16 protein-coding genes are annotated in these 20249 nt (G+C 46.9%); 12 read left to right on the top strand and 4 right to left on the bottom strand.

The genetic code is table 11. The annotated features are described in order from the left end of the window. Positions 1-63: 63 nt before the first annotated feature. From AB4Z45_RS19785 to AB4Z45_RS19760, 6 genes are all read left to right on the top strand, one after another. Complete coding sequence (locus AB4Z45_RS19785; protein WP_441911032.1) at positions 64-1041, top strand: substrate-binding domain-containing protein; 978 nt, start codon at positions 64-66, stop codon at positions 1039-1041. Next, on the top strand, positions 1038-2504 hold the full coding sequence (locus AB4Z45_RS19780) for a sensor histidine kinase (RefSeq protein WP_441911031.1): 1467 nt from the start codon (positions 1038-1040) through the stop codon (positions 2502-2504). Before AB4Z45_RS19785 ends, AB4Z45_RS19780 begins: the two co-directional genes overlap by 4 nt. Next, positions 2482-4029 (top strand): response regulator, encoded by a 1548-nt coding sequence (locus tag AB4Z45_RS19775; protein ID WP_441911030.1) that lies wholly within the window; start codon positions 2482-2484, stop codon positions 4027-4029. Before AB4Z45_RS19780 ends, AB4Z45_RS19775 begins: the two co-directional genes overlap by 23 nt. A 133-nt stretch (positions 4030-4162) precedes the next feature. After that, complete coding sequence (gene xylF / locus AB4Z45_RS19770; RefSeq protein WP_441911028.1) at positions 4163-5263, top strand: D-xylose ABC transporter substrate-binding protein; 1101 nt, start codon at positions 4163-4165, stop codon at positions 5261-5263. Positions 5264-5343: 80 nt separating this feature from the next. Next, complete coding sequence (locus tag AB4Z45_RS19765; protein WP_441911027.1) at positions 5344-6867, top strand: xylose ABC transporter ATP-binding protein; 1524 nt, start codon at positions 5344-5346, stop codon at positions 6865-6867. Positions 6868-6869: 2 nt separating this feature from the next. Further along, entirely contained in the window at positions 6870-8042 is a 1173-nt protein-coding gene (locus AB4Z45_RS19760) for a sugar ABC transporter permease (protein WP_076267045.1), read from the top strand. Between the two features lie 83 nt (positions 8043-8125). On the opposite strand, the gene AB4Z45_RS19755 is transcribed toward AB4Z45_RS19760, so the two are convergent. Then, on the bottom strand, positions 8126-8662 hold the full coding sequence (locus AB4Z45_RS19755; protein WP_441911025.1) for a GNAT family N-acetyltransferase: 537 nt from the start codon (positions 8660-8662) through the stop codon (positions 8126-8128). A gap of 75 nt (positions 8663-8737) precedes the next feature. Continuing rightward, entirely contained in the window at positions 8738-9595 is an 858-nt protein-coding gene (locus AB4Z45_RS19750) for a helix-turn-helix transcriptional regulator (RefSeq protein ID WP_339203667.1), read from the bottom strand. Between the two features lie 190 nt (positions 9596-9785). On the opposite strand from AB4Z45_RS19750, the gene AB4Z45_RS19745 reads away from it, so the two are divergent. Further along, a complete protein-coding gene (locus AB4Z45_RS19745; protein WP_441911023.1) occupies positions 9786-11672 on the top strand; it encodes a beta-L-arabinofuranosidase domain-containing protein in 1887 nt (628 codons plus the stop codon). Positions 11673-12539: 867 nt separating this feature from the next. Here the strand turns inward: AB4Z45_RS19745 and AB4Z45_RS19740 are convergent. Continuing rightward, the gene (locus tag AB4Z45_RS19740; RefSeq protein ID WP_441911021.1) at positions 12540-13457 is read right to left on the bottom strand and encodes a DUF4358 domain-containing protein; all 918 of its coding nucleotides are present in this window, start codon (positions 13455-13457) and stop codon (positions 12540-12542) included. A gap of 76 nt (positions 13458-13533) precedes the next feature. Continuing rightward, positions 13534-14424 carry an AraC family transcriptional regulator gene (locus AB4Z45_RS19735; RefSeq protein WP_441911019.1) on the bottom strand — a complete coding sequence of 297 codons (891 nt, stop codon included), beginning with the start codon at positions 14422-14424 and terminating at the stop codon, positions 13534-13536. 126 nt (positions 14425-14550) lie between these two features. Here AB4Z45_RS19735 and AB4Z45_RS19730 point away from each other — a divergent pair, with 126 nt between their 5' ends. From AB4Z45_RS19730 to yjfF, 5 genes are all read left to right on the top strand, one after another. Next, the gene (locus AB4Z45_RS19730) at positions 14551-15438 is read left to right on the top strand and encodes a sugar phosphate isomerase/epimerase family protein (protein WP_441911017.1); all 888 of its coding nucleotides are present in this window, start codon (positions 14551-14553) and stop codon (positions 15436-15438) included. Between the two features lie 34 nt (positions 15439-15472). Further along, positions 15473-16525, top strand: coding sequence for a Gfo/Idh/MocA family protein (locus AB4Z45_RS19725; RefSeq protein WP_441911016.1), 1053 nt, complete (start codon positions 15473-15475; stop codon positions 16523-16525). A 165-nt stretch (positions 16526-16690) separates the two neighbouring features. Next, positions 16691-18226 (top strand): sugar ABC transporter ATP-binding protein, encoded by a 1536-nt coding sequence (locus AB4Z45_RS19720; RefSeq protein ID WP_441911015.1) that lies wholly within the window; start codon positions 16691-16693, stop codon positions 18224-18226. Continuing rightward, positions 18198-19205, top strand: coding sequence for an ABC transporter permease (locus AB4Z45_RS19715; protein WP_441881494.1), 1008 nt, complete (start codon positions 18198-18200; stop codon positions 19203-19205). The genes AB4Z45_RS19720 and AB4Z45_RS19715 overlap by 29 nt, the downstream gene beginning before the upstream one ends. Beyond that, entirely contained in the window at positions 19205-20233 is a 1029-nt protein-coding gene (gene yjfF, locus AB4Z45_RS19710; RefSeq protein WP_076266740.1) for a galactofuranose ABC transporter, permease protein YjfF, read from the top strand. The genes AB4Z45_RS19715 and yjfF overlap by 1 nt, the downstream gene beginning before the upstream one ends. The last annotated feature ends 16 nt before the right edge of the window (positions 20234-20249 follow it).

Raw genomic sequence — 20249 nt, 5'->3', positions numbered from 1 at the left:
ATGATTTGTATATGAAACCGCTCTCATAAAAATATCCTATTTTGTCGGCAGGAGGAAAATAGGTTGCGCAAATCGATAATTGTTAGCTTGTTTGCAGTGTGCTTGGTCATCTTGTTTTTTACGCTGACCTCCATGGTTAAAGTGTTCTCCTCCGAATTGATTGAGCCGGCATTGACGGCAGAGCAGCACAATAGCTACCGCCTTGTCCTCATAACGAGGGAGCTGGATACCCCTTTTTGGGCGAAGGTGGAACGAGGCGCTAAAGCTGCAGCAGAGCAAAATGGTGCAAGTCTTGAGGTATGGGGGACATATGGCACAAATCGGGATGATTTTCTGAAAAATATTGAGGTTGCGATTGCTTCTAAAGTAGATGGAATCATCGTGCAGGGCCTTGATACAGACGAATTTAAAAGTTTAACAAAGGTGAAGGCGGCAAGTAGAGGTATCCCCGTCATAACCGTAGCGAATGATGTGCCGATGAACGAGAGTTTGCGCAGAACGTATGTAGGCTCGGATCATTTGGAAGCAGGGAGCATGATCGCGCGGCAGATGGTGTCGGATATGGGCTTTGTGGGCAAAGTGGTTTTGATGGTGTCGGATCGTCAGGAATACTTCCAAAGAACGCGCTTAACGGGCATATTGAATGTACTGAACGCCTACCCGAAGATTATAACCAAGATTGTAGCTGCAGGAGATTCCCGTGAGGATGTGGCGGCGGCAACAAATGAACTGCTTAATGAGGAACCAGATGCGGATGCGTTCATCGCTGTTTCAGCGAATCATGCGGGTTCGATTATTCAGGAAATCAGCAAGCGCATGCGAGTGGACAACTTTTTTATCTATTCTTTCGACGATTCGCCAGAGACGTTAACTCTGATGCAGCAAGGAAAAATAGACGCCTTAATCGCGCAATCCCCTGAGGCGATGGGCGAGGAAAGCGTCGCTCTCATGATCAAATGGCTGACAGGCGAGCAGGTTCCGCTAAACCCTGACGGTTATTTTACAGATATTCGGGTCATGCGGGCGGAGGATGCCAAATGAACAGCATTCAGCGTAAAATATTGACGATGTCGTTAATTGTGCTGTTTATAATGGTTACGATTTGGATGGTGCTCACCTACTATAATCAGAAGACGCAGGAGCAATACAATGATATTTTGCAGCGTTATTTGCGCATGAATGAGGTGACTGATCGCAGTCATCAGACGATTACGGCTTTAAATGATTATTTGCAGAAGCCAACAGCACTCAAGCAGCAAACGCTGAACCAAAGCAAGGAAAACATAATGATGGCAAAGCAGCAAACGATAAGCCTTCGAAATAAGGATAATACGTTTACGCTGACGAGCTTTATCAATATGATTGATAGCTTGGTGGCTTCGGCGGATTTGTCAGTCATGTTTTTGGAGCAAGGCAATGGGGAGCAATCAGCTGAGAAATTTGAGGAAGCGACCCGCATCGACAAATACATAGCAGAGACCACAGTAACGCTCATCGACAAGGAAGTACGGACGTACGATGCTTTTTACCGCGGCATTATCGAACAAAGCGCGGAGCTGAAGCGGCTTGGCATATGGCTGCTTTCTCTGATCACGATTATGCTGCTGCTGTTTACTTATTGGTTTTCGCTTAGCATTACAAGGCCTATCCAGAAGTTGACGATAGCTGCAAAAGAATTATCGCGCGGCAGATTCGATAAGCCTATAGCAGTACACTCCAATGATGAAATTTCATTCCTCGCCAAAACCTTTGATCGCATGCGGATCAATATTAACAATCTCATCTCCGAGATTCAGCAGAAGGCACAGCTCGAAAGCGAGCTTCAGCAGAATAAGCTGCTCCTGAAGGAAAGCCAGCTTATTAGCCTTCAAAGCCAGATTAACCCTCACTTCTTATTCAACACCTTAGATATTTTATCCAAAAAAGCCTACCTAGACGGCTCGGAGGAAACGAGCGATCTGATTGCCAACGTAGCAGGCTTGCTTCGTTATAATTTGCGGCGGCTGGACCGGGCAGTCACGCTTGAGGAAGAGCTGTCTGTCATATTGAAATACATCGAAATTCAAAGCGCGCGTTTTACAGATCGGCTTAGATTTGTACTAGAGGTGGATGAGAGCTGCCTGCAGCTGCTGCTGCCCTGCTTAACGCTTCAGCCCATTATCGAAAATGCAGTCATCCATGCGGTTGAGCCGCTTGAGGATGGAGGCACGATTTCACTTCGCATCTATGAGAAGGATAATCTTGTTCTCATTGAAATTGAGGATGACGGCACAGGCATGACGGCGGAGAAGGCCAATCATATTTTGACAGAAGGCGGAAATGCGGATGGCGTAGGCCATTCGACGGGCATCGGCTTCAGCAACGTAGTGAAACGGCTGCGGTTGTTTGTCGGTGACGACGACGTTATAGAAATTAGAAGTGCGCCGCAAGAGGGCACGAAGGTAACGATAAAAATGCCAATCTTAGGGAGTGTAGCTGAGCATGTTGAAATTGTTAATCGTTGACGATGAGCAAGTAGAACGGGAAGGCTTGCAGGCTATTTTGCAAAAAGGTTTTCCTTCTTGTCAATTTATGCAAGCAAAAAATGGAGCTAGAGCCATTGAGACGGCAAGCGAGTGGCAGCCTGATCTTATATTGATGGATATCAAAATGCCCGGCGTTAACGGCATCGAAGCCATCGAGAGAATCTCGGTGTTTCTGCCTTCGGCCAAATTTATTATGGTCACCGCATACGACACGTTTGACTATGCAAGGCAGGCTATTAAGCTTGGGGTTAAGGATTATTTGCTAAAGCCAAGCAAGGCAAGTGAAATTACAACAACCATTGGCAAGGTCATAGAGGAGATTATGCGTGAAAAAAGCGAGCTTGCGCTCAGGCAATACGAGGAGGAAGCGCTGAGGAAAGTGATGCCTATTGTCGAATCAGATGTCGTGACACAGCTGCTCTTCGATCATGTGCATGATGTCCATATCGACGATATGCTGAGGCTGCTTGGCAGAGAGCGGACAAGCGAGGCATTTGTTATGCTCGTCATGCTGCCCATCCATTCAACGTCAGAAGTTCTGTATGGCGAGATTAAAGCGAAGGTGAGACAAGCTGCAAGCGGCTGGGTAGGCGCGATGTCTGCGCGGCAAATTCCAATCGTCATTTTTCGAGATGCCAGTAAAACCTATCGAGCTCAAGCAGCTTCGCTTGTCCAGCAGTTTTTACTGCTGCGGCAGCGCGAAGTTGGCGGAGATTTATTTGTTGGAATCGGAGATTCCTATAAGGGATTAGAAAACGTGAAGTTGTCATATCAAGAGGCTTTGCTTGCAACGGCCAATGCCTCGCTGCCGGTGAAACATCAATTTTATGGTGAAATTGAATCGCGCAGTCCCTTTGCGGGCGGGTATCAAGATAAACAGACGGAAAAACAATTCGTCGATCACATTCGATTAGGGAAATGGGATATTGTACGCAAGATGGTGATGGAGCTAATCGTCGTCCATGATCAGCATCATGCTTCCTTGGAGCAATCTGCCCAATGGGTGCTGGAACGATTGTGGATTATAGCCCGTGTCGCAGAGGAGATGGGGATCGAAGTGGAGAAGCCGTTATTTTCGTTCCAAGTGACGCAGTATCAGCAGCTGCGTACAGAAACGGAAAGCTTGCTTACTAAGCTAATCGAAGGTATCGTCACTCATCAGAGCAGAGTACAGCCCGATGCGGCTTTGCAAATGAAGCAGTATATCATTGAGCATTCAGAGAAGGATATATCGCTGGAGCTGATGGCGCAGCGATTTGGCCTTAGCCCTTTTTATATGAGCAAAATGTTCAAGGATCAGGAAGGCATGAATTATATCGATTTTTTAACCGAATGCAGAATTGAAAAGGGCAAGAAGCTGATGGCTGATCCCGATCGAAGCTTAAAGGAAATTACTTATGAGATTGGCTATAACGATCCTAATTATTTCAGCAAGGTGTTCAAAAAGGTATGCGGAGTATCGCCGACCGATTACCGTAGAGCCATCCTTGGCAAAAGAGCCTAAGCAGGGCTGTTCGCCTTAAAAAAATGCAGACGATAGCAAAAGAGTACTGGAAGATGGCGGCTCTCTGCTTCCAGCGCGATGTTATATTAGAAATGTAAGCATTTACATTTTTTTATAAAAGGGAGCGAAGAAAATGGGGAAACGGTTTACAAGAGGCGGGGTTGTATCGCTTGTACTAGCTCTAATCATCGTAATTTCGGCATGCTCTAGCGGCAATGGAAACAATGGGAACGCGGGGTCTAAGTCAACCGATAAAGAAGCAGCAACAAAAACGAACAACGTAAAGTCAGGCGACGACAAAATTGTAATCGGCCTTTCACTCGATACGCTGCAAGAGGAACGCTGGCAGCGCGACCGTGATTTGTTCATCGCAGCAGCCGAGGCGCTTGGCGCAAAGGTAGAGGTGCAAGCAGCAAACAGCGATGACGCGAAGCAAATTTCTCAGGCAGAAAACTTAATAAGCCAAGGTGTAGATGTGCTGGTCGTCGTCCCTCATAATGCAGAAGCAACGGCAGCGATTGTAGAAAAGGCTCATGCGGCCGGTATTAAAGTGCTTGCTTATGATCGTTTAATCAAAAACTCTGATTTGGATCTATACATCTCCTTCGATAATGAAAAGGTAGGCGAAATGCAGGCTGAGGCGATTATTAAATTGGCTCCAAAAGGGAAATTCGTATACATCGGCGGTGCCGAGACGGATAATAACGCCCATTTATTTAAAAAAGGCGCATTTAATATTTTGCAGCCGCTCATCGACAGCGGTGACATCCAAATCGTATTCGATCAATGGACGAAGGATTGGAACCCAGCTAACGCGCTGGCTAATATGGAGAACGCATTAACTGCTAATGATAACAAAATCGATGCTGTAGTCGCAGCGAATGATGGTACAGCAGGCGGTGTTATTCAAGCGCTTGCAGCGCAAGGGCTTGATGGAAAAATACCTGTTTCTGGCCAAGATGCCGAGCTTGCGGCAGCACAGCGCATCGTTGAAGGAACACAAACGATGACGGTATACAAACCAATTAAGGATTTGGCTGAGAAAGCGGCCGACCTTGCAGTGAAGATGGCCAAAGGCGAGGATGTAGGCGCTGATAAAACAGTTAACAATGGTAAAATCGATGTGCCGTCCGTGCTGCTTAATCCGGTAGCTGTAGACAAAACGAACATGGATGCTACCGTCATTGCAGACGGCTTCCATTCCAAGGACGATGTTTACAAAAACGTGAAGTAGATGCTTGACCAGGTTAAGGGGAAGAAGCGGGGTGCCAAGACGCTCTTCCCCTCTTTGCCATTTACGGAGGTGAGGAAGGAATGACGGCGGCATTAGAAATGCGTAATATTACGAAGCAATTTCCTGGCGTTAAAGCGCTGAGCGACGTGACTTTTTCTGTGAAAAAAGGAGAGGTGCATGCACTGTGCGGTGAGAACGGAGCAGGCAAGTCGACGCTCATGAAGGTATTGAGCGGTCTATACCCGCACGGCACCTATGATGGGCAAATACTCATTAACGGTGAAGAGAAGCGCTTCGATAAAATAAAGGATGCGGAAGAAGCGGGCATTGCAATCATTTATCAGGAGCTTGCTCTAGTGAAGGATTTATCGATTGGCGAAAATTTATTTCTCGGCAAAGAACCGGCGGTATTCGGAATTATTAACTGGGAGCGCGTATTCAAAGAGAGCGAACGTTGGCTGAAGGAAGTCGGCCTACTCGATGTCAATCCAGAGCAATTGATCGGCGGCCTTGGCATCGGCAAGCAGCAGCAAATTGAAATTGCTAAGGCATTGTCCAAGAAGGCGAATATTCTTATTCTCGATGAACCTACAGCTGCTTTAACGGAGCAGGAAGTTGATATATTGCTTAATATTTTGCGTGAGTTTAAAAAACGCGGCGTTACTTGTATTTACATTTCTCATAAGCTTAACGAGGTGTTTGCGATTGCAGATACCGTTACGGTTCTGCGGGATGGTCTGGCGGTTGGCACATACGACGTGTCTGATGTGAATGAGGATAAAGTCATTTCACTGATGGTTGGACGCGAGCTCAAGGAGCGATTCCCGCGCGTGGAAGCAAAACCCGGCGAAGTCATGCTCAAGGTGACAGATTATACGGTTATGAATCCAGAGCGGCAAGGTAAAAAAGTGATCGATCATTTGAGCTTTGAGGTGCGCAAAGGTGAAATATTAGGCATTGCCGGGTTGATGGGAGCAGGGCGAACGGAGCTTGTCATGAGCTTATTCGGTTCTTATCCAGGTCAAAGCAACGGATTGGTTGAGATCGACGGGAAACCTGTAAAGATTAAGCATACGCGGCATGCTATAAAAGCTGGACTGGCGCTCGTTTCGGAGGATCGAAAAAAGTATGGGCTTGTTCTTGGCATGGATATTAAAAGCAATGTCAGTCTAGCAAGCCTTGCAGCTATATCCTCAGGCGGGGTGCTTCGCCCTAATGAGGAAATTGCGGCGGGCAATCAATATTTGAACTCTTTACGAGTGAAAGCGAATTCAGTGGAGACGATTGTAGGAACTTTAAGCGGCGGCAATCAGCAGAAGGTCGTACTCGGCAAATGGCTGATGACGAATCCGAAAATTTTAATTTTGGACGAACCGACGCGGGGCATCGATGTTGGCGCCAAATTTGAAATTTATAATATTATGAACGAATTGCTTATGCAGGGCGTGTCCATCATTATGATATCGTCTGAACTCCCAGAGCTGCTAGGCATGAGCCACAGAATTATCGTCATCGCAGAAGGAAAACAGACGGGTGAGTTTAAGGCAGAGGAAGCAACGCAAGAGATGATTATGACGGCTGCTACGGGAGGGAAAGGACGATGAGCATGAATCAAGAAACGGTGATAAGCCAGACAAAAACGAAGCAGCGGCCGCAATGGCTGAAATTTGACGCACGCGCATATACGATGATCGGGGCATTAATATCGATTTGGGTTTTATTCTCGCTGCTGCATGACCGGTTTCTATCTCCGACGAATATATCAAACTTGTTTCTCCAAATGTCGGTTACCTCTATACTGGCTATCGGAATGGTGCTCGTCATCGTCGCAGGGCAAATTGACTTGTCGGTTGGCTCCCTTGTCGGCTTGACGGGCGGTATCGCAGCAATTCTCAACGTGTGGTACGAGTGGAATACGATACCGGTCATTTTAGCTACCTTAGGTGTGGGAGCGGCGATCGGTTTTATTCAAGGCTGGATTATCGCTTATCGGGCAGTGCCGGCGTTTATTGTGACACTCGGCGGGATGCTCATTTTTCGGGGTATTTTGTTTGGTACAACCGGCAGCGTTACGATTGCTCCGCTAACGCCATCGGTGAAAGCCATTGGTCAATCTTATGTGGGGGATATTATCGGATGGATATTTGGCATTACTGCTTTAGCCGTTGCGGGATACCTTGTCATGCGGAAGAGAGCAGCAAGAGCTAAATTTGGCTTTGATGTTGAGCCGTTTGCCGTCAGCGTGCTGCGATTAGGCGTCATTGGCGCCATTGTTATTGGATTCGTTTATTTAATGAACAGCTACAAAGGTATTCCTGTTCCATTTGTTATGGTTATTGTGCTGGCGCTTATTTTTACGTTTATATCAAAAAATACGACCTTTGGCCGTCAAGTATATGCGATTGGCGGCAATCCGGAGGCAGCGCGATTATCAGGCATTAATATTAAGCGCCGCATATTGCTCGTGTTCGTTCTCTGCAATACGCTAGCAGCCATAGCTGCACTAGTGCTGACTGCTCGCTTAAATGCAGCAACAATGAGTGCAGGTCAGAACTATGAGCTGGACGCCATTGCGGCTTGCGTAATCGGCGGAACGAGCTTGATGGGCGGTACGGGCACCATCGTTGGCGCGATTATAGGAGCTCTCGTAATGGCCAGCTTGGATAACGGGATGAGCTTAATGAATCTTGAATCCTTCTGGCAGTATATCGTAAAGGGAGGCATACTGATTCTTGCGGTGTACGTCGATATTTACACGAGGCAGCGCAAGAAGGTTTAAGTGTGAATTCTGGCAATGAGCTAAGCTTGAGCATCAGGGAGTTTTGCTGGGCAACCGTTTCTCCCTGATGTCCTGCTAATCTATCATTTGAAATATTCCTCGCGCAAAAGACTGTAATAAGCGATGTCCTCATATACATCCCACTTTAGAAAATGCTGGCGGAAGGTGCCTTCGTATTGCATGCCGTTTTTTTTCATAACGCTTGATGAGGCAGGATTTTTTGTCATGGCAGCTGCAACCATTTTATTAAGTGCAAGCTCCTCGAACCCAAACTGTAAAACTCGTTTGACGCCTTCCGTAACATACCCCTGATTCCAGTACCGTTTGCCTAACCAATAACCAAGCTCAGCTCTTTTATGATTATTATTTATTGTCATGCCGATGCTTCCCATAAACGTATGGTTTCCTTTATCGATCAGAGCAAATGTGTAGCCTGTCCCTTCTTGATCAATCTCAGCGCGACGGGCAATAAAGGCAGCAGCTCCGCCTTCTGGATAAGGATAAGGAATATTTAGAGTGGTGCTTGCAACTTCAAAATCGTTTATTAGCTGCTGTAGTTCCTCGGCATCTCCAGCTTCAAATGGTCTGAGTATTAATCTGTCGGTATGAAATACAGTCATAGCATGCACCTCCAAATTGTAAATTTTAATTAAGTATAAAGAAAAAAATGGAAGTTGCAAGGGTTTTTTTATTGGTTATTTAGAGCGATACAGCATTCGAAAGGCTTTTGGTTTCGTGCTCGTGTGTTTCGTGAAGCAGCGAACAAAATAAGGAAAGGAGCCGAAGCCTGTTTCTTCAGCTATTTTGCCGATAGGTTCATTCGTGTGGATAAGCAGCCGCTTCGCTTGCTCAATACGGTGGCGCGTGACGTACTCAAGGGGAGTACACCCAAATGTTTTTTTCATACAAATCGCAATATAATTGGGGTGAAAATGCAGCTCCTCTGCCATCTTCTTATAACTAAGCGGGTCTTGATAGCTGCGCCGGAGGAACAGAGCGGTTGCTTCGGCAATTTGCAAATAAGGACTATCCACCGCCGATTGATTTTGATCCTGAAGCAGCTGGAGGAGGATGTGAAAAATTTGCTGCTGGGTCCACCGCGATTGGGCAGAGGGCTGCTCCTGCAGTTTCAGCAGCTCGCGTATTTTCTCTTCAATGGCATGAGGGACAAGCAGACGCTTCTGCTTTGGAAGCTGGAAAGGGAAATACTCGATCGGAGCAAAGGGCTGCCCCTCCTGTGAAATGGAGAATGGCAGCCGTTCATGCGATTCACTCCAATCACCGACCGTTTGAAAGTGCAGCCAATAAAAATGGGTTTCCTCCGTGCAGGGCATAGTCGTTCGATGAGAACGGTCAGGTCGAAAAATAGCATAATGGCCTGCCGAAATATTGAACTCCTGTCCTTCTTCCTCCATATATAAACTACCGCGTGTTACGTATATAAGATCGAAAACGCCAATGTTTGAGCGATCAGCATGTCTGCCAAGTATAGGATAAGTGTCCTCGCCGCCATGAATGAAATGAGGCATGGGGGGACAAATGAATTGTAACATTCAGGCTTCACTCCTTGCTTAGTCATTACGGGATAATCATATGCGATGATTGCAGTTTGAGTAAAGATACGATAAAACAAAGATGTTGTGATTGGATAAAAAGTGGTTGAGATCAGCTATCCAATCGGGCAAGTCCCGCATGGTATATTCGGTATGCATTCATCATGGCATGAAGGAGTGGTACAGAAGCATGGGACAATTACATGAAGCATTTGGGGCGCTGCCGCTTGGCAGCATTAAGGCGGAAGGCTGGCTGTATAATCAGCTTCGAATACAAGCGGATGGACTTACGGGTCATCTGGAGGAGCATTGGGTGGATGTTGGTCCGAACAATGGTTGGATTGGAGGGGAAGGCGAGAGCTGGGAGCGCGGCCCCTATTATTTGGACGGGCTGCTGCCGCTTGCGTATATACTGGGCGATGAGAAGCTGATCGCGAAAGCGAACCGTTGGATAGAATGGTCGCTCGCCAGCCAGCAGGAGAATGGTTTTTTTGGGCCTGCACATATAACGACGGTTAATAATGACCTGGATAAGAAGCAGGACTGGTGGCATTTCATGATTATGCTTAAGGTGATGATGCAATATGAGGAGGCAACGAGCGATGAACGAATCGTTCCATTCCTTAGCAAATTTTTCAGTTATGTAAGCTCGATTATTGAGGAGCAGCCTTTGCGCGGCTGGGCGAAGTCTCGTGGCTCCGAAATGCTGTTATGTATTTTATGGTTATTTAAGAAGACGGAAGATGCGGAGCTGCTCAAGCTGGCTGATATCGTTGCCAGTCAAACACTGGATTGGACAGATATTTTCCATGACTTCCCGTTCTGGAGAAAAGTGGAGCAATGGGATTTTCGGACACATGTTGTCAATGTGGCGATGGGTATTAAGATGCCAGGCATTTTATATGAGTTGTATGGTGAGAGTGTTCAGCGTGATGCGGTTCATCGCGGCATAGACAGCTTGATGACTCATCATGGGCAAGCGCATGGCATGTTCTCCGGCGACGAATGGCTGTCGGGTACACATCCGAGCCAAGGGGTTGAGCTTTGCGCAGTCGTTGAGTATATGTATTCGATGGAGCAGCTTACTCGGATTTTTGGCGAAGGGCGATTCGGTGATATTTTGGAGAAGGTGGCGTTCAACGCGCTGCCAGCAACGATTTCCAAGGATTGGAGCGCGCATCAATATGATCAGCAGGTGAATCAAATTGTTTGCAATGTAGCGCCTAGAAATTGGAGTAACGGGCCAGATGCCAATTTATTTGGCTTAGAGCCTAATTTTGGCTGCTGTACATCAAATATGCATCAGGGATGGCCGAAGTTTGCTTCTCATCTGTGGATGACGGATGCAGCCGGAGGTTTGGCAGCTGTATCGTATGCTCCATGCCATGTCCAAACGTCAGTTGCAGACGGCGTTGCAGCTGAGGTGCGAGTAAGCGGACAATATCCGTTCCGCGATGAAGTGACGATAGAGCTAGTGCTTGAACGTTCCGCTACTTTTGCTATTTCGCTGCGTGTGCCGGAATGGTCCGTCAATTCGAGCCTGCTTGTGAACGGTGAAACTATTGTTTTAAACCCAGTAAAAGGTTACGCGCGAATTGAACGGGAATGGCAAGACGGTGACAAGCTGCTGCTGAAGCTGCCTATGGAGGTTCGTACCGTTTCGCGCAATTTGTACGCAGTAAGCGTAGAACGTGGACCTTTAGTCTACGCTCTGCCGCTGGTGGAAAACTGGCAGCTGCTTAGGCTGCGTGAACGGTTTCATGACTGGGAAATATACCCGGGTTCTCCATGGAAATATGGCCTGCTTGCGGATACGAGCTTTGAGGTAATGGTGAGCGAAGATGCGATTCCCTATCAGCCGTTTGATGCGGCTGTTGCGCCAATCCGCTTGAAAGCAAGCGGCAAGCTTGTTGCAGAATGGCGGATGGAAGGCAACAATGCGGGAACTCCGCCTCTTAATCCGGATACAGAGGGTCAGCCGGTGACTGAGCTGGAGCTGGTGCCATATGGCAGCGCGAAGCTGCGAATCGTTGAATTCCCGCTGCTTGGAGAGCGAAAGCCGGTTATTAGGAGATAAGAGTATGAAAAAAAGGCAGTGTCTAACAAGCCGTTTTCGCGATCATATTCCCACATGGTAAATTCTATGAAGTAAACGTTTCCTCGTGGCTCATACGCCGCAGCAACGTTGTAAGCGCATATATGCGCTTATAGACAACAAACTAAGCCTTTTTTCACGCTGTAAGAACCTATGGGTTCTTACAGCTCGATTTCCTGTTCGCTTATACGCCGCAGCAGCTCAATAAGCGCATATATACGCTTATAGACAACAAACCAAGCCTTTTCTCACGCTGTAAGAACCTATGTGTTCTTACAGCTCCATTTCCTCTTCGCTTATACTCCGCAGCAACGCAATAAGGGCATATATGCGCTTATTGGCAACAAACCAAGCCTTTTCTCACGATGTAAGAACCTATGTGTTTTTACAGCTCCATTCCCTCTTCGCTCATAAGCGGCAGCAACGCAATAAGCGCATATATGCGCTTATAGACAACAAACCAAGCCTTTTCTCACGCTGTAAGAACCTATGGGTTCTTACAGCTCGATTTCCTGTTCGCTCATACGCCGCAGCAGCTCAATAAGCGCATATATACGCTTATTGACAACAAACCAAGCCTTTTCTCACGATGTAAGAACCTATGTGTTCTTACAGCTCCATTCCCTCTTCGCTCATACGCCGAAGTAACGCAATAAGCGCATATATGCGCTTATAGACAACATACAAAGGCTTTTCTCACGCTGTAAGAACCTATGTGTTCTTACATCTCCATTTTCACTCTGCCGCTAGCATCCCATCCATAGACAAAAAAGAAGAATGACAGCACAGGAATTTTGCCTGTGTCGCCATTCTTTCATGATTTATTTAATTTCGGATATTTTTGCCTTATTATTTTTTCTTGAAAAACGCATTGAAAAGTTCAGCTGTTTTTTTCTGGTCAGGCGTTATCGAGAAGAAAACAAAATCTCCATTGCGCAGAATCTGATAGTTTAAAGCCTGTTCGTATTGATCTTGTACATAGGTTTCGAATACTTTTTGCACAGCCTCGGCACGTTTCTTGAACAGAGCTTCAATGTCGGAAAAGTCTTTCTCTGACTTGAGCTGAACGACGGAAAACTCTCCAGCTTGAATCATTATCATCGGTTGATAGAAAATGCCGTCAATCAGCATCGTTTCCGGGTCTATGCCATAGCTGTCTTTTATTCGTTCGCCTTCAACTTCCGAAAGCGACCCAAGCCCTGCATCGGCTTTTATTTTGGCTGCGATATCAGCAACGGTGACCGCACCAGATGGATTGCCTGGATCTGGTTTCGTCGTCGGCTTCGGTGTAGGAGACGGCGTAGCAATCGGCAGGGTGGATGGCTTCGGTGTAACCGTTGGTTTAATGATCGGCTTCTCGGTTGGTGTCTCAGTGTTTGGCTTCTCAGTCTGTACTGGAGAGGCTGGTTTCTTGGTCGGCTTTATGGTTGGCAAAGGTTTAGCTGAGGCTGCAGGTTTCTTCGTTGGTTTCGCAGTCGCAGCAGGTTCATCAGTTTTTGCTGGTTGTTTAGTTGGTGCAGGTGTGGCCGTCTCTATAGCATCCTTTGGAGATGTGGTAGCTGTCGGCGCTTCAGTCGTTATGTCCTCAGTTGCAGTAGGAAGTGGTGCCTCGGTAGGCTTGTCCGTTGCAATGGCTCCACCTGATTCTGAAGTGCTGCTCTCTTCGTTATTCAATGGTTTGCCGGCGCTGCTGCAGGCAGCTGAAATGACTGTTATGAGAATAACTATGGATATGACAGAGAAGTATTTCGTTTTAAGCATAAACATCCAATTATCTCCTTTAATCATCGTTGTAAGTAAGACGCAGGCAAAGGCCAAAAGGTTGCTGTACGCTCATCTGCCGCTATTGCAGCTTTCGTGCCTGCGAGGGGGTCATTCCTTTGTACTGCTTGTATAGTTTCGTAAAATAGTTCGGATTCTCACAGCCTACCTTTGCTGCGATTTCAGTAATCGTATCATTGCTTTCGCGCAGCAGCCGCTCGGCTTCGTTCATGCGATTGACATTGACGTATTCGACGAAGGTGCGTCCTGTCAGCTTTTTGAACAGCTTGCAAAAATGGTAGGGATTGAGGCTGACTTGCTTGGCGGCCTGCTCAATCGACATTTTTTCGCGAAAATCAGATTCAATACGCGAAATGAGCAGCTTGAAGCGGTCCCGATTGACAAAGTATGGTTCCGCCGGCATGCCTACCAGCTGACGCTCGATGAAAGTGCGGGAAAGAAGCGTAAATAGAGCATACAGCTTTGATTTGACGATAAGCTGATAGGCTGGCGGCTTGGCAATCAGCTCGGTAATTGCTTCTTCCAGCAGCGAGTAATGCTGAAGACAGGACTCATCCTGCTCGGCCGGCTTTACGGGATAACGAAGCCTACCCTCCAAGTAAGGCGCAACAAACTGCGCATGCAGCGGATCATGCACCCAATCATTGAAGAGGGAAGCGTTGAAGACGATACAATCATAATAAATATTGCCGTAACCCAGTGCATAGCCGACATGAAGCCCGCCGCCTGGGATGAGCAGCACTTCTCCTGGCTTGACGACAAATGGACGGCTGTCGATATGGAAGAGAGCACTGCCTTCTCTCATGATGATAATTTCAAAATGCTCATGCCAGTGTAAATAAAGGAAACATTCATTTGGCGTTACATTATAGGCACGGTTTTGGAAGAGCTGAAATGGATACGCTTTTTGCTCTAGACGCGTATTTTCCCATAGCTCTTTCGGATAGCTCATCTACGTCACCTCCAACACAAGATTCGACTAGTATTGCGCAAGATTGTATAGAGAAATATACAAAACTCCTAGTTATAATGAAGTTGTTGAGAATACTATAAGCCAATATTGGAGTGATATACAAGGATGAATAACAAATTGAGAATTGGAACGCTTGTCGGCGGAGGGAATGCGGATCAGATCATTCCACAAATCGTAAACCACGGATTTGAATCGTTCAACTTAACTTTCTGGCAAACGACTGGTGAAACAGATCTTGTGGAGATAGCTAAACGGGTAAGAGCGCTCGCCGATGAACATGACTTTGTGGTTCCAGCTGTAAGCGTTTTCGGGAACCCGCTAACGGGAGAAGGAAACAACGCAGATACGCTTGCGAGTTGGGAGCGTCTGATTGATCATGCGCATCTGTTTGGAGCTGATATTGTATCTGGGTTCACAGGCCGATTGACGAATCAACCGATTGACGAGTCCATTCCGAAATTCAAGGAAGTATTCGGGGAGCTCACACGCAGAGCAGCGGATAAAGGTGTACGAATTGCTTTTGAAAACTGCGATATGGGCGGAACATGGGCGACAGGCGATTGGAATATTGCCCATAACCCGGCAGCCTGGGAACTTATGTTTAACGCGGTGCCGCTGGACAACATCGGATTGGAATGGGAGCCATGCCACCAAATGGTCAGCTTAATCGATCCGATTCCGCAGCTGCGCAAATGGGCGAATAAGGTGTTCCATGTGCATGGGAAAGATGCAACGATTGCTTGGGATATCGTGAAGGAGCACGGAGTACACAGCAAGCAGCAGTATGTATGGCACCGTACACCTGGTTTTGGCGATACCAACTGGAAAGATATTATTACGATTTTGAGACAGAACGATTATAAAGGCACAATTGATATTGAGGGCTGGCATGATCCTGTTTACAAGGACGAGCTGGAAATGACAGGACAAGTACATGCGCTTAATTATTTGAAAAACTGCCGCGGCGGCGATTTTGTTCCTAATCCGGTATAGAAAATAATAGAGTTCAAAAAAAGGAGAGAATATAATGTCGATTAAGCATCGTGTCGTTATTGCCGGCTGCGGAGGCATGGCGAACACTTGGGTAGACTACGCCAAAGAACGGGAAGACACTGAAATTGTCGGGCTTGTTGATATTAAGGAAGAGTTTGCGCAAGCGATGGCTGAACGCAAGGGGCTTCATTGTCCAACCTTTACCGACATCAAAAAAGCGATCGCGGAGACAGATGCTACCATCGTATTCGATGTGACCATTCCTGCAAGCCATTATACAATCAGCACGACGGCTCTAGAGATGGGCTGCCATGTCTTCGGAGAAAAGCCGCTTGCAGAATCGATGGCAGACTGCAATGCAATCGTACGTATTGCTAGCGAATCGGACAGGACGCATGCCGTTATGCAAAATCGCAGATTTGATCCGCGCATTCGTGCTTTTCGACAATTGCTCGAGGAGGGCACGATCGGCAAACCAGGTTTTGTAGGCGCAGACTTTTTTCTAGGCGCGCATTTTGGCGGGTTCCGCGATGCGATGGACAGCCCATTGCTGCTGGATATGGCGATTCATACCTTCGATCAGGCGAGATTTATTATTGGTGCTGATCCTGTTTCTGTCTATTGTCATGAATTTAATCCTCCAGGCTCTTGGTATGCAGGCAATGCCAATGCGATCTGTATCTTTGAGATGTCCGACGGCTCCGTATTTAATTATCGCGGATCTTGGTGCGCGGAGGGGGCGTCCACAACATGGGAGTCTTCTTGGAGAGTAACTGGCGAGCATGGTACAGCGATTTGGGAAGGAGATAACAACCCATATGCCGAGATCGTGGTTAGCGGCGATCAGAGCGGGAAATTCATACGCGACTATAAACGAGTAGAATCCCAGCTTCCTGAAATGGAAAATACGCATCATAAAGGCTGCTTGGACAATATGTTCGCTTCGCTTGAGGTAGGCAGCAAGCCGGAAACGGATTGCAGCGACAATATTTATAGTATGGCGATGGTTCTGGCCTCACTTGAGAGTGCAAAAACCGGTCAAAAGGTACAAATTGCTGGCTTTATGGAAGCAGCGGCAGGCAAATAAATCATAGGTGAACAAGAGAGTGACTCCGAGCTGACACAGCTGCGGGGTCGCTCTTTTGTTTTGCACAAATGTCCGAATTCATTAAAAAAAGACCTATATTTCTAAATACGAACGATGGTCGTTTTTTCTACAATTGGAGGTGAAAACGGAAAGAGGTGAAGGACCATGGGCACCGATTATGTGCTGCATATGAAAGGAATTAGCAAATCGTTTCCTGGCGTCAAGGCGCTTTCAAATGTTGATTTTGGTCTCAGGAAGGGCGAGATCCATGCGCTCATGGGAGAGAACGGCGCAGGAAAATCGACGTTGATTAAAGTAGCGACCGGCGTGCACAAATGGGATGCTGGAGAGGTGCTGCTTGCTGGCAGGACGATAGCTCCAAAATCTCCGCTGGAAGCACAGCGGCTTGGCATAAGCACGGTATATCAAGAGGTCAATTTATGCCCAAATCTTAGCGTGGCTGAGAACATTTATATTGGTCGTCATCCCAGAAAACGCGGATTAATAGACTGGGACAAAATGTACCAAGGCAGCGAGCGGCTGCTGGAGCGTCTAGACCTTGCGATTGATGTTAAGCAAACTTTATCGCATTATTCGGTCGCTATTCAGCAAATGGTAGCCATTGCGAGAGCTGTTGATATTTCGAACGGTATTCTGATATTGGATGAGCCTACGTCAAGCCTTGATGCGAATGAGGTTAAACAGCTGTTCAAGGTTATGCGCATTCTAAAGCAAGAGGGCATGGGCATCGTATTTGTTACTCATTTCCTAGATCAGGTCTATGAAGTAACCGACCGAATTACGGTGCTGCGCAATGGGATGCTCATCGGCGAATATTTAACGAAGGATCTGACCAAAACAGAGCTTGTGTCCCATATGATCGGCAGGGAATGGAGCGTAGAAGAAGCAACAGGGAAAAAGGCAGTAGAGCGAACGGCTGGCGAAAACTTTTTGGAGGCCAGCTCGCTTGGCAAACGAGGCAGCATTAATCCTATCGATCTTCAGATCGGGAAAGGGGAGGTGCTTGGTCTTGCAGGACTTCTTGGCTCAGGCCGAACAGAAATCGCTAAGCTCATCTTTGGCATCGACAAAGCGGATGAAGGCAGCTTGACCATTGACGGCGAGCTTATTTCTTCCATGTACCCGCAGAAAGCTATTCAGAAAGGGCTTGGATTCACGCCAGAGGATCGCAAAGTAGCAGGCATTATAGGAGAGCTTACCATTCGTGAAAATATCGTCTTGGCGCTGCAAGCCCGTAAAGGCCTCTTCTCATTCATACCGCTGCGCAAGCAGAAGGAAATCGCTAATCATTACATTGATTTGCTAAAGATCAAAACCCCAAGCGCGGAGCAGAAGATTGAAAATCTAAGCGGCGGAAATCAGCAAAAGGTTATTTTGGCGAGGTGGCTTGCTACGCAGCCGAAGCTGCTTATTCTGGATGAGCCGACACGCGGAATCGATGTGGGTTCCAAGATGGAAATCCGCAAGCTCATTCTTGATTTGGCGGCAACAGGCATATCGATCCTCATCATATCGGCGGAGCTAGAGGAAATTGTTCAATGCTGCAACCGGATTATCGTTTTACGCGATCGGATTAAGATCGGCGAGGTCGCCGGCGCAAACATGCGCGAGAACATTATTATGGAAATGATTGCGAAGGGAGCGGAAATGTATGGCGGGTCTGACGGGATTGGCGCGTAGTTTAAGCAAGCAGAAAATCATTTGGCCGATTCTGGCACTCGCTGTATTGTTTCTTTTCAATTTGATCGTCATCCCTGATTTTTTTCGAATGGAATGGAAGGACGGCCATTTATTCGGCAATTTAATTGATATTTTGAAAAATGGATCGCCGCTCATCATCATTGCTATTGGCATGACTCTAGTCATTGCTAAAGAGGGAATTGATATATCCGTAGGATCAGTTCTCGCTATTTCGGGGGCTATCGCGGTATTTATGCTCGATGGTTATCCACTTTGGCTTGTCATTCTAGCAGGGGTATTTGCAGGGTTATTATGCGGCTTATGGAATGGGATGCTGGTTGCGATGATTGGCATTCAGCCGATGGTGGCTACCTTAATTTTGCTTACGATTGGCCGAGGAATCGCTCAACTAATTACGAGCGGGCAAGTGCTTACGACTAACGATAAGGCGTATCAGTTTATTGGAAAAGGGCATTTGCTAGGGCTGCCATTTCCGCTGTTCATTGCGATGGCTGTATTTTTACTCGTATATCTATTCAAAACGCGTACCGCGTTCGGGCTTTTTCTAGAGGCTGCCGGCGGCAATAAGACAGCGAGCAGCTATGCGGGTATACGTCCTAAAGTAATCTTCATGACCGCATATACGATTACGGGCATTTGCGCAGGTATTGCCGGCATTATTATTAGCGCAAATGTAGCAAGTGCCGATGCGAACAATGCCGGACTGTGGATAGAGCTGGATGCTATTTTAGCTGTCGTAATTGGCGGAACCTCGATGCGCGGCGGACGCTTCTACCTTGGCGGAACGATCTTCGGAGCCTTGTTCATCCAAAGCTTAACGACGACGATTTATTCTTTGGGTGTCGAGCCTTCCAGCATTTTGCTCGTTAAAGCGGTTGTTGTTATTATCGTCTGCTTGATTCAATCCGACTTATTCCGGCAGTCATTCAAATTGGTGAAAAAGAAGGTGGCGGCATAATGAAGCTGATTTCTCTGAAAATTAGCCATAACAATATTATTGTTTTGGCTACGCTGCTTCTTTTGTTTATTTTGTACGGATCAGGTGCTGCGCTTTACAAGGGCTTTTTCTCCATGCAAGTATTTTTGAATCTATTTATAGACAATGCCTATCTCATTATTGTGGCCACAGGCATGGCATTCGTCATTATTAAAGGCGGCATCGATTTATCCGTAGCTTCGGTCGTTGCGCTGATCAGCATGGTGTCGGCATCGTTGTTCCAGCATGGGGCAAACGCACTTGTTGTAACGATCGTTGCTCTCGTCATTGGTACGCTGTTTGGGGCAGGGCAAGGGTATTTAATTCAGCGCTTTCAGCTGCATCCTTGGATTGTCACGCTGGCGGGAATGTTCCTCGCTAGAGGGATCAGCTTTCTCATCAGCACGGAGAGTATCGTTATTAGCAATTCGGTTTATGTGAAGCTCTCCCAATACAAAATTTATTTGTGGGGCGATCATTTTATAACGATTAGTGTCGTCATTGCGATTGCCGTTGTTATCGCTGCTCTCCTGATCGGGCGGTATTCCTCCTTTGGCAGGGCGGTGTATGCGATTGGCGGCAGTGAAAAGTCCGCTGTTTTGATGGGGCTGCCAGTTGCGCGAACGACGATTCTTGTATACACCTTAAGCGGTTTGTTTTCTGCTATTGGGGGCATCGTGTTTACACTCTATATGCTGTCGGGCTATTCGCTGCATTTGATGGGTATGGAAATGGATGCCATTGCGTCGTGCGTTATTGGCGGTATTTTGCTCACTGGCGGATTTGGTTATTTGATCGGGCCAACGCTCGGCGTGCTTTGTACAGGTATTATACAAACGATCATTATGTTTCAAGGAACGCTCAGCTCTTGGTGGACCAAGATTACTATTGGATTTTTATTGTTTCTTTTCATGGCTTTTCAGCGAATTATTGTGATGAGAAAAGAAAAAAACGCTTTGCCAGCTTCCAAAAATAAACCGAAATTTGAAAATAAAGTCGTTAATTTGTAAATACAGAACATTTGCA

This window comes from Paenibacillus sp. MCAF9, from assembly GCF_052114265.1.
Taxonomy (GTDB): domain Bacteria; phylum Bacillota; class Bacilli; order Paenibacillales; family Paenibacillaceae; genus Pristimantibacillus.
Note: the sequence above shows the minus strand (reverse complement) of the source record. Positions and strands in the feature narration are given on the sequence as shown.

Excerpts from the sequence above, each read along its gene's own strand:
- AB4Z45_RS19735 (WP_441911019.1), bottom strand. The coding sequence starts at position 14,424 with ATGAGCTATCCGAAAGAGCTATGGGAAAATACGCGTCTAGAGCAAAAA.
- AB4Z45_RS19765 (WP_441911027.1), top strand. The coding sequence starts at position 5,344 with ATGACGGCGGCATTAGAAATGCGTAATATTACGAAGCAATTTCCTGGC.
- AB4Z45_RS19745 (WP_441911023.1), top strand. The coding sequence starts at position 9,786 with ATGGGACAATTACATGAAGCATTTGGGGCGCTGCCGCTTGGCAGCATT.
- AB4Z45_RS19715 (WP_441881494.1), top strand. The coding sequence starts at position 18,198 with ATGGCGGGTCTGACGGGATTGGCGCGTAGTTTAAGCAAGCAGAAAATC.
- AB4Z45_RS19760 (WP_076267045.1), top strand. The coding sequence starts at position 6,870 with ATGAATCAAGAAACGGTGATAAGCCAGACAAAAACGAAGCAGCGGCCG.
- AB4Z45_RS19725 (WP_441911016.1), top strand. The coding sequence starts at position 15,473 with ATGTCGATTAAGCATCGTGTCGTTATTGCCGGCTGCGGAGGCATGGCG.
- AB4Z45_RS19750 (WP_339203667.1), bottom strand. The coding sequence starts at position 9,595 with ATGTTACAATTCATTTGTCCCCCCATGCCTCATTTCATTCATGGCGGC.
- AB4Z45_RS19775 (WP_441911030.1), top strand. The coding sequence starts at position 2,482 with ATGTTGAAATTGTTAATCGTTGACGATGAGCAAGTAGAACGGGAAGGC.
- AB4Z45_RS19740 (WP_441911021.1), bottom strand. The coding sequence starts at position 13,457 with ATGTTTATGCTTAAAACGAAATACTTCTCTGTCATATCCATAGTTATT.
- AB4Z45_RS19720 (WP_441911015.1), top strand. The coding sequence starts at position 16,691 with ATGGGCACCGATTATGTGCTGCATATGAAAGGAATTAGCAAATCGTTT.
- AB4Z45_RS19780 (WP_441911031.1), top strand. The coding sequence starts at position 1,038 with ATGAACAGCATTCAGCGTAAAATATTGACGATGTCGTTAATTGTGCTG.
- AB4Z45_RS19755 (WP_441911025.1), bottom strand. The coding sequence starts at position 8,662 with ATGACTGTATTTCATACCGACAGATTAATACTCAGACCATTTGAAGCT.
- yjfF (WP_076266740.1), top strand. The coding sequence starts at position 19,205 with ATGAAGCTGATTTCTCTGAAAATTAGCCATAACAATATTATTGTTTTG.
- xylF (WP_441911028.1), top strand. The coding sequence starts at position 4,163 with ATGGGGAAACGGTTTACAAGAGGCGGGGTTGTATCGCTTGTACTAGCT.
- AB4Z45_RS19730 (WP_441911017.1), top strand. The coding sequence starts at position 14,551 with ATGAATAACAAATTGAGAATTGGAACGCTTGTCGGCGGAGGGAATGCG.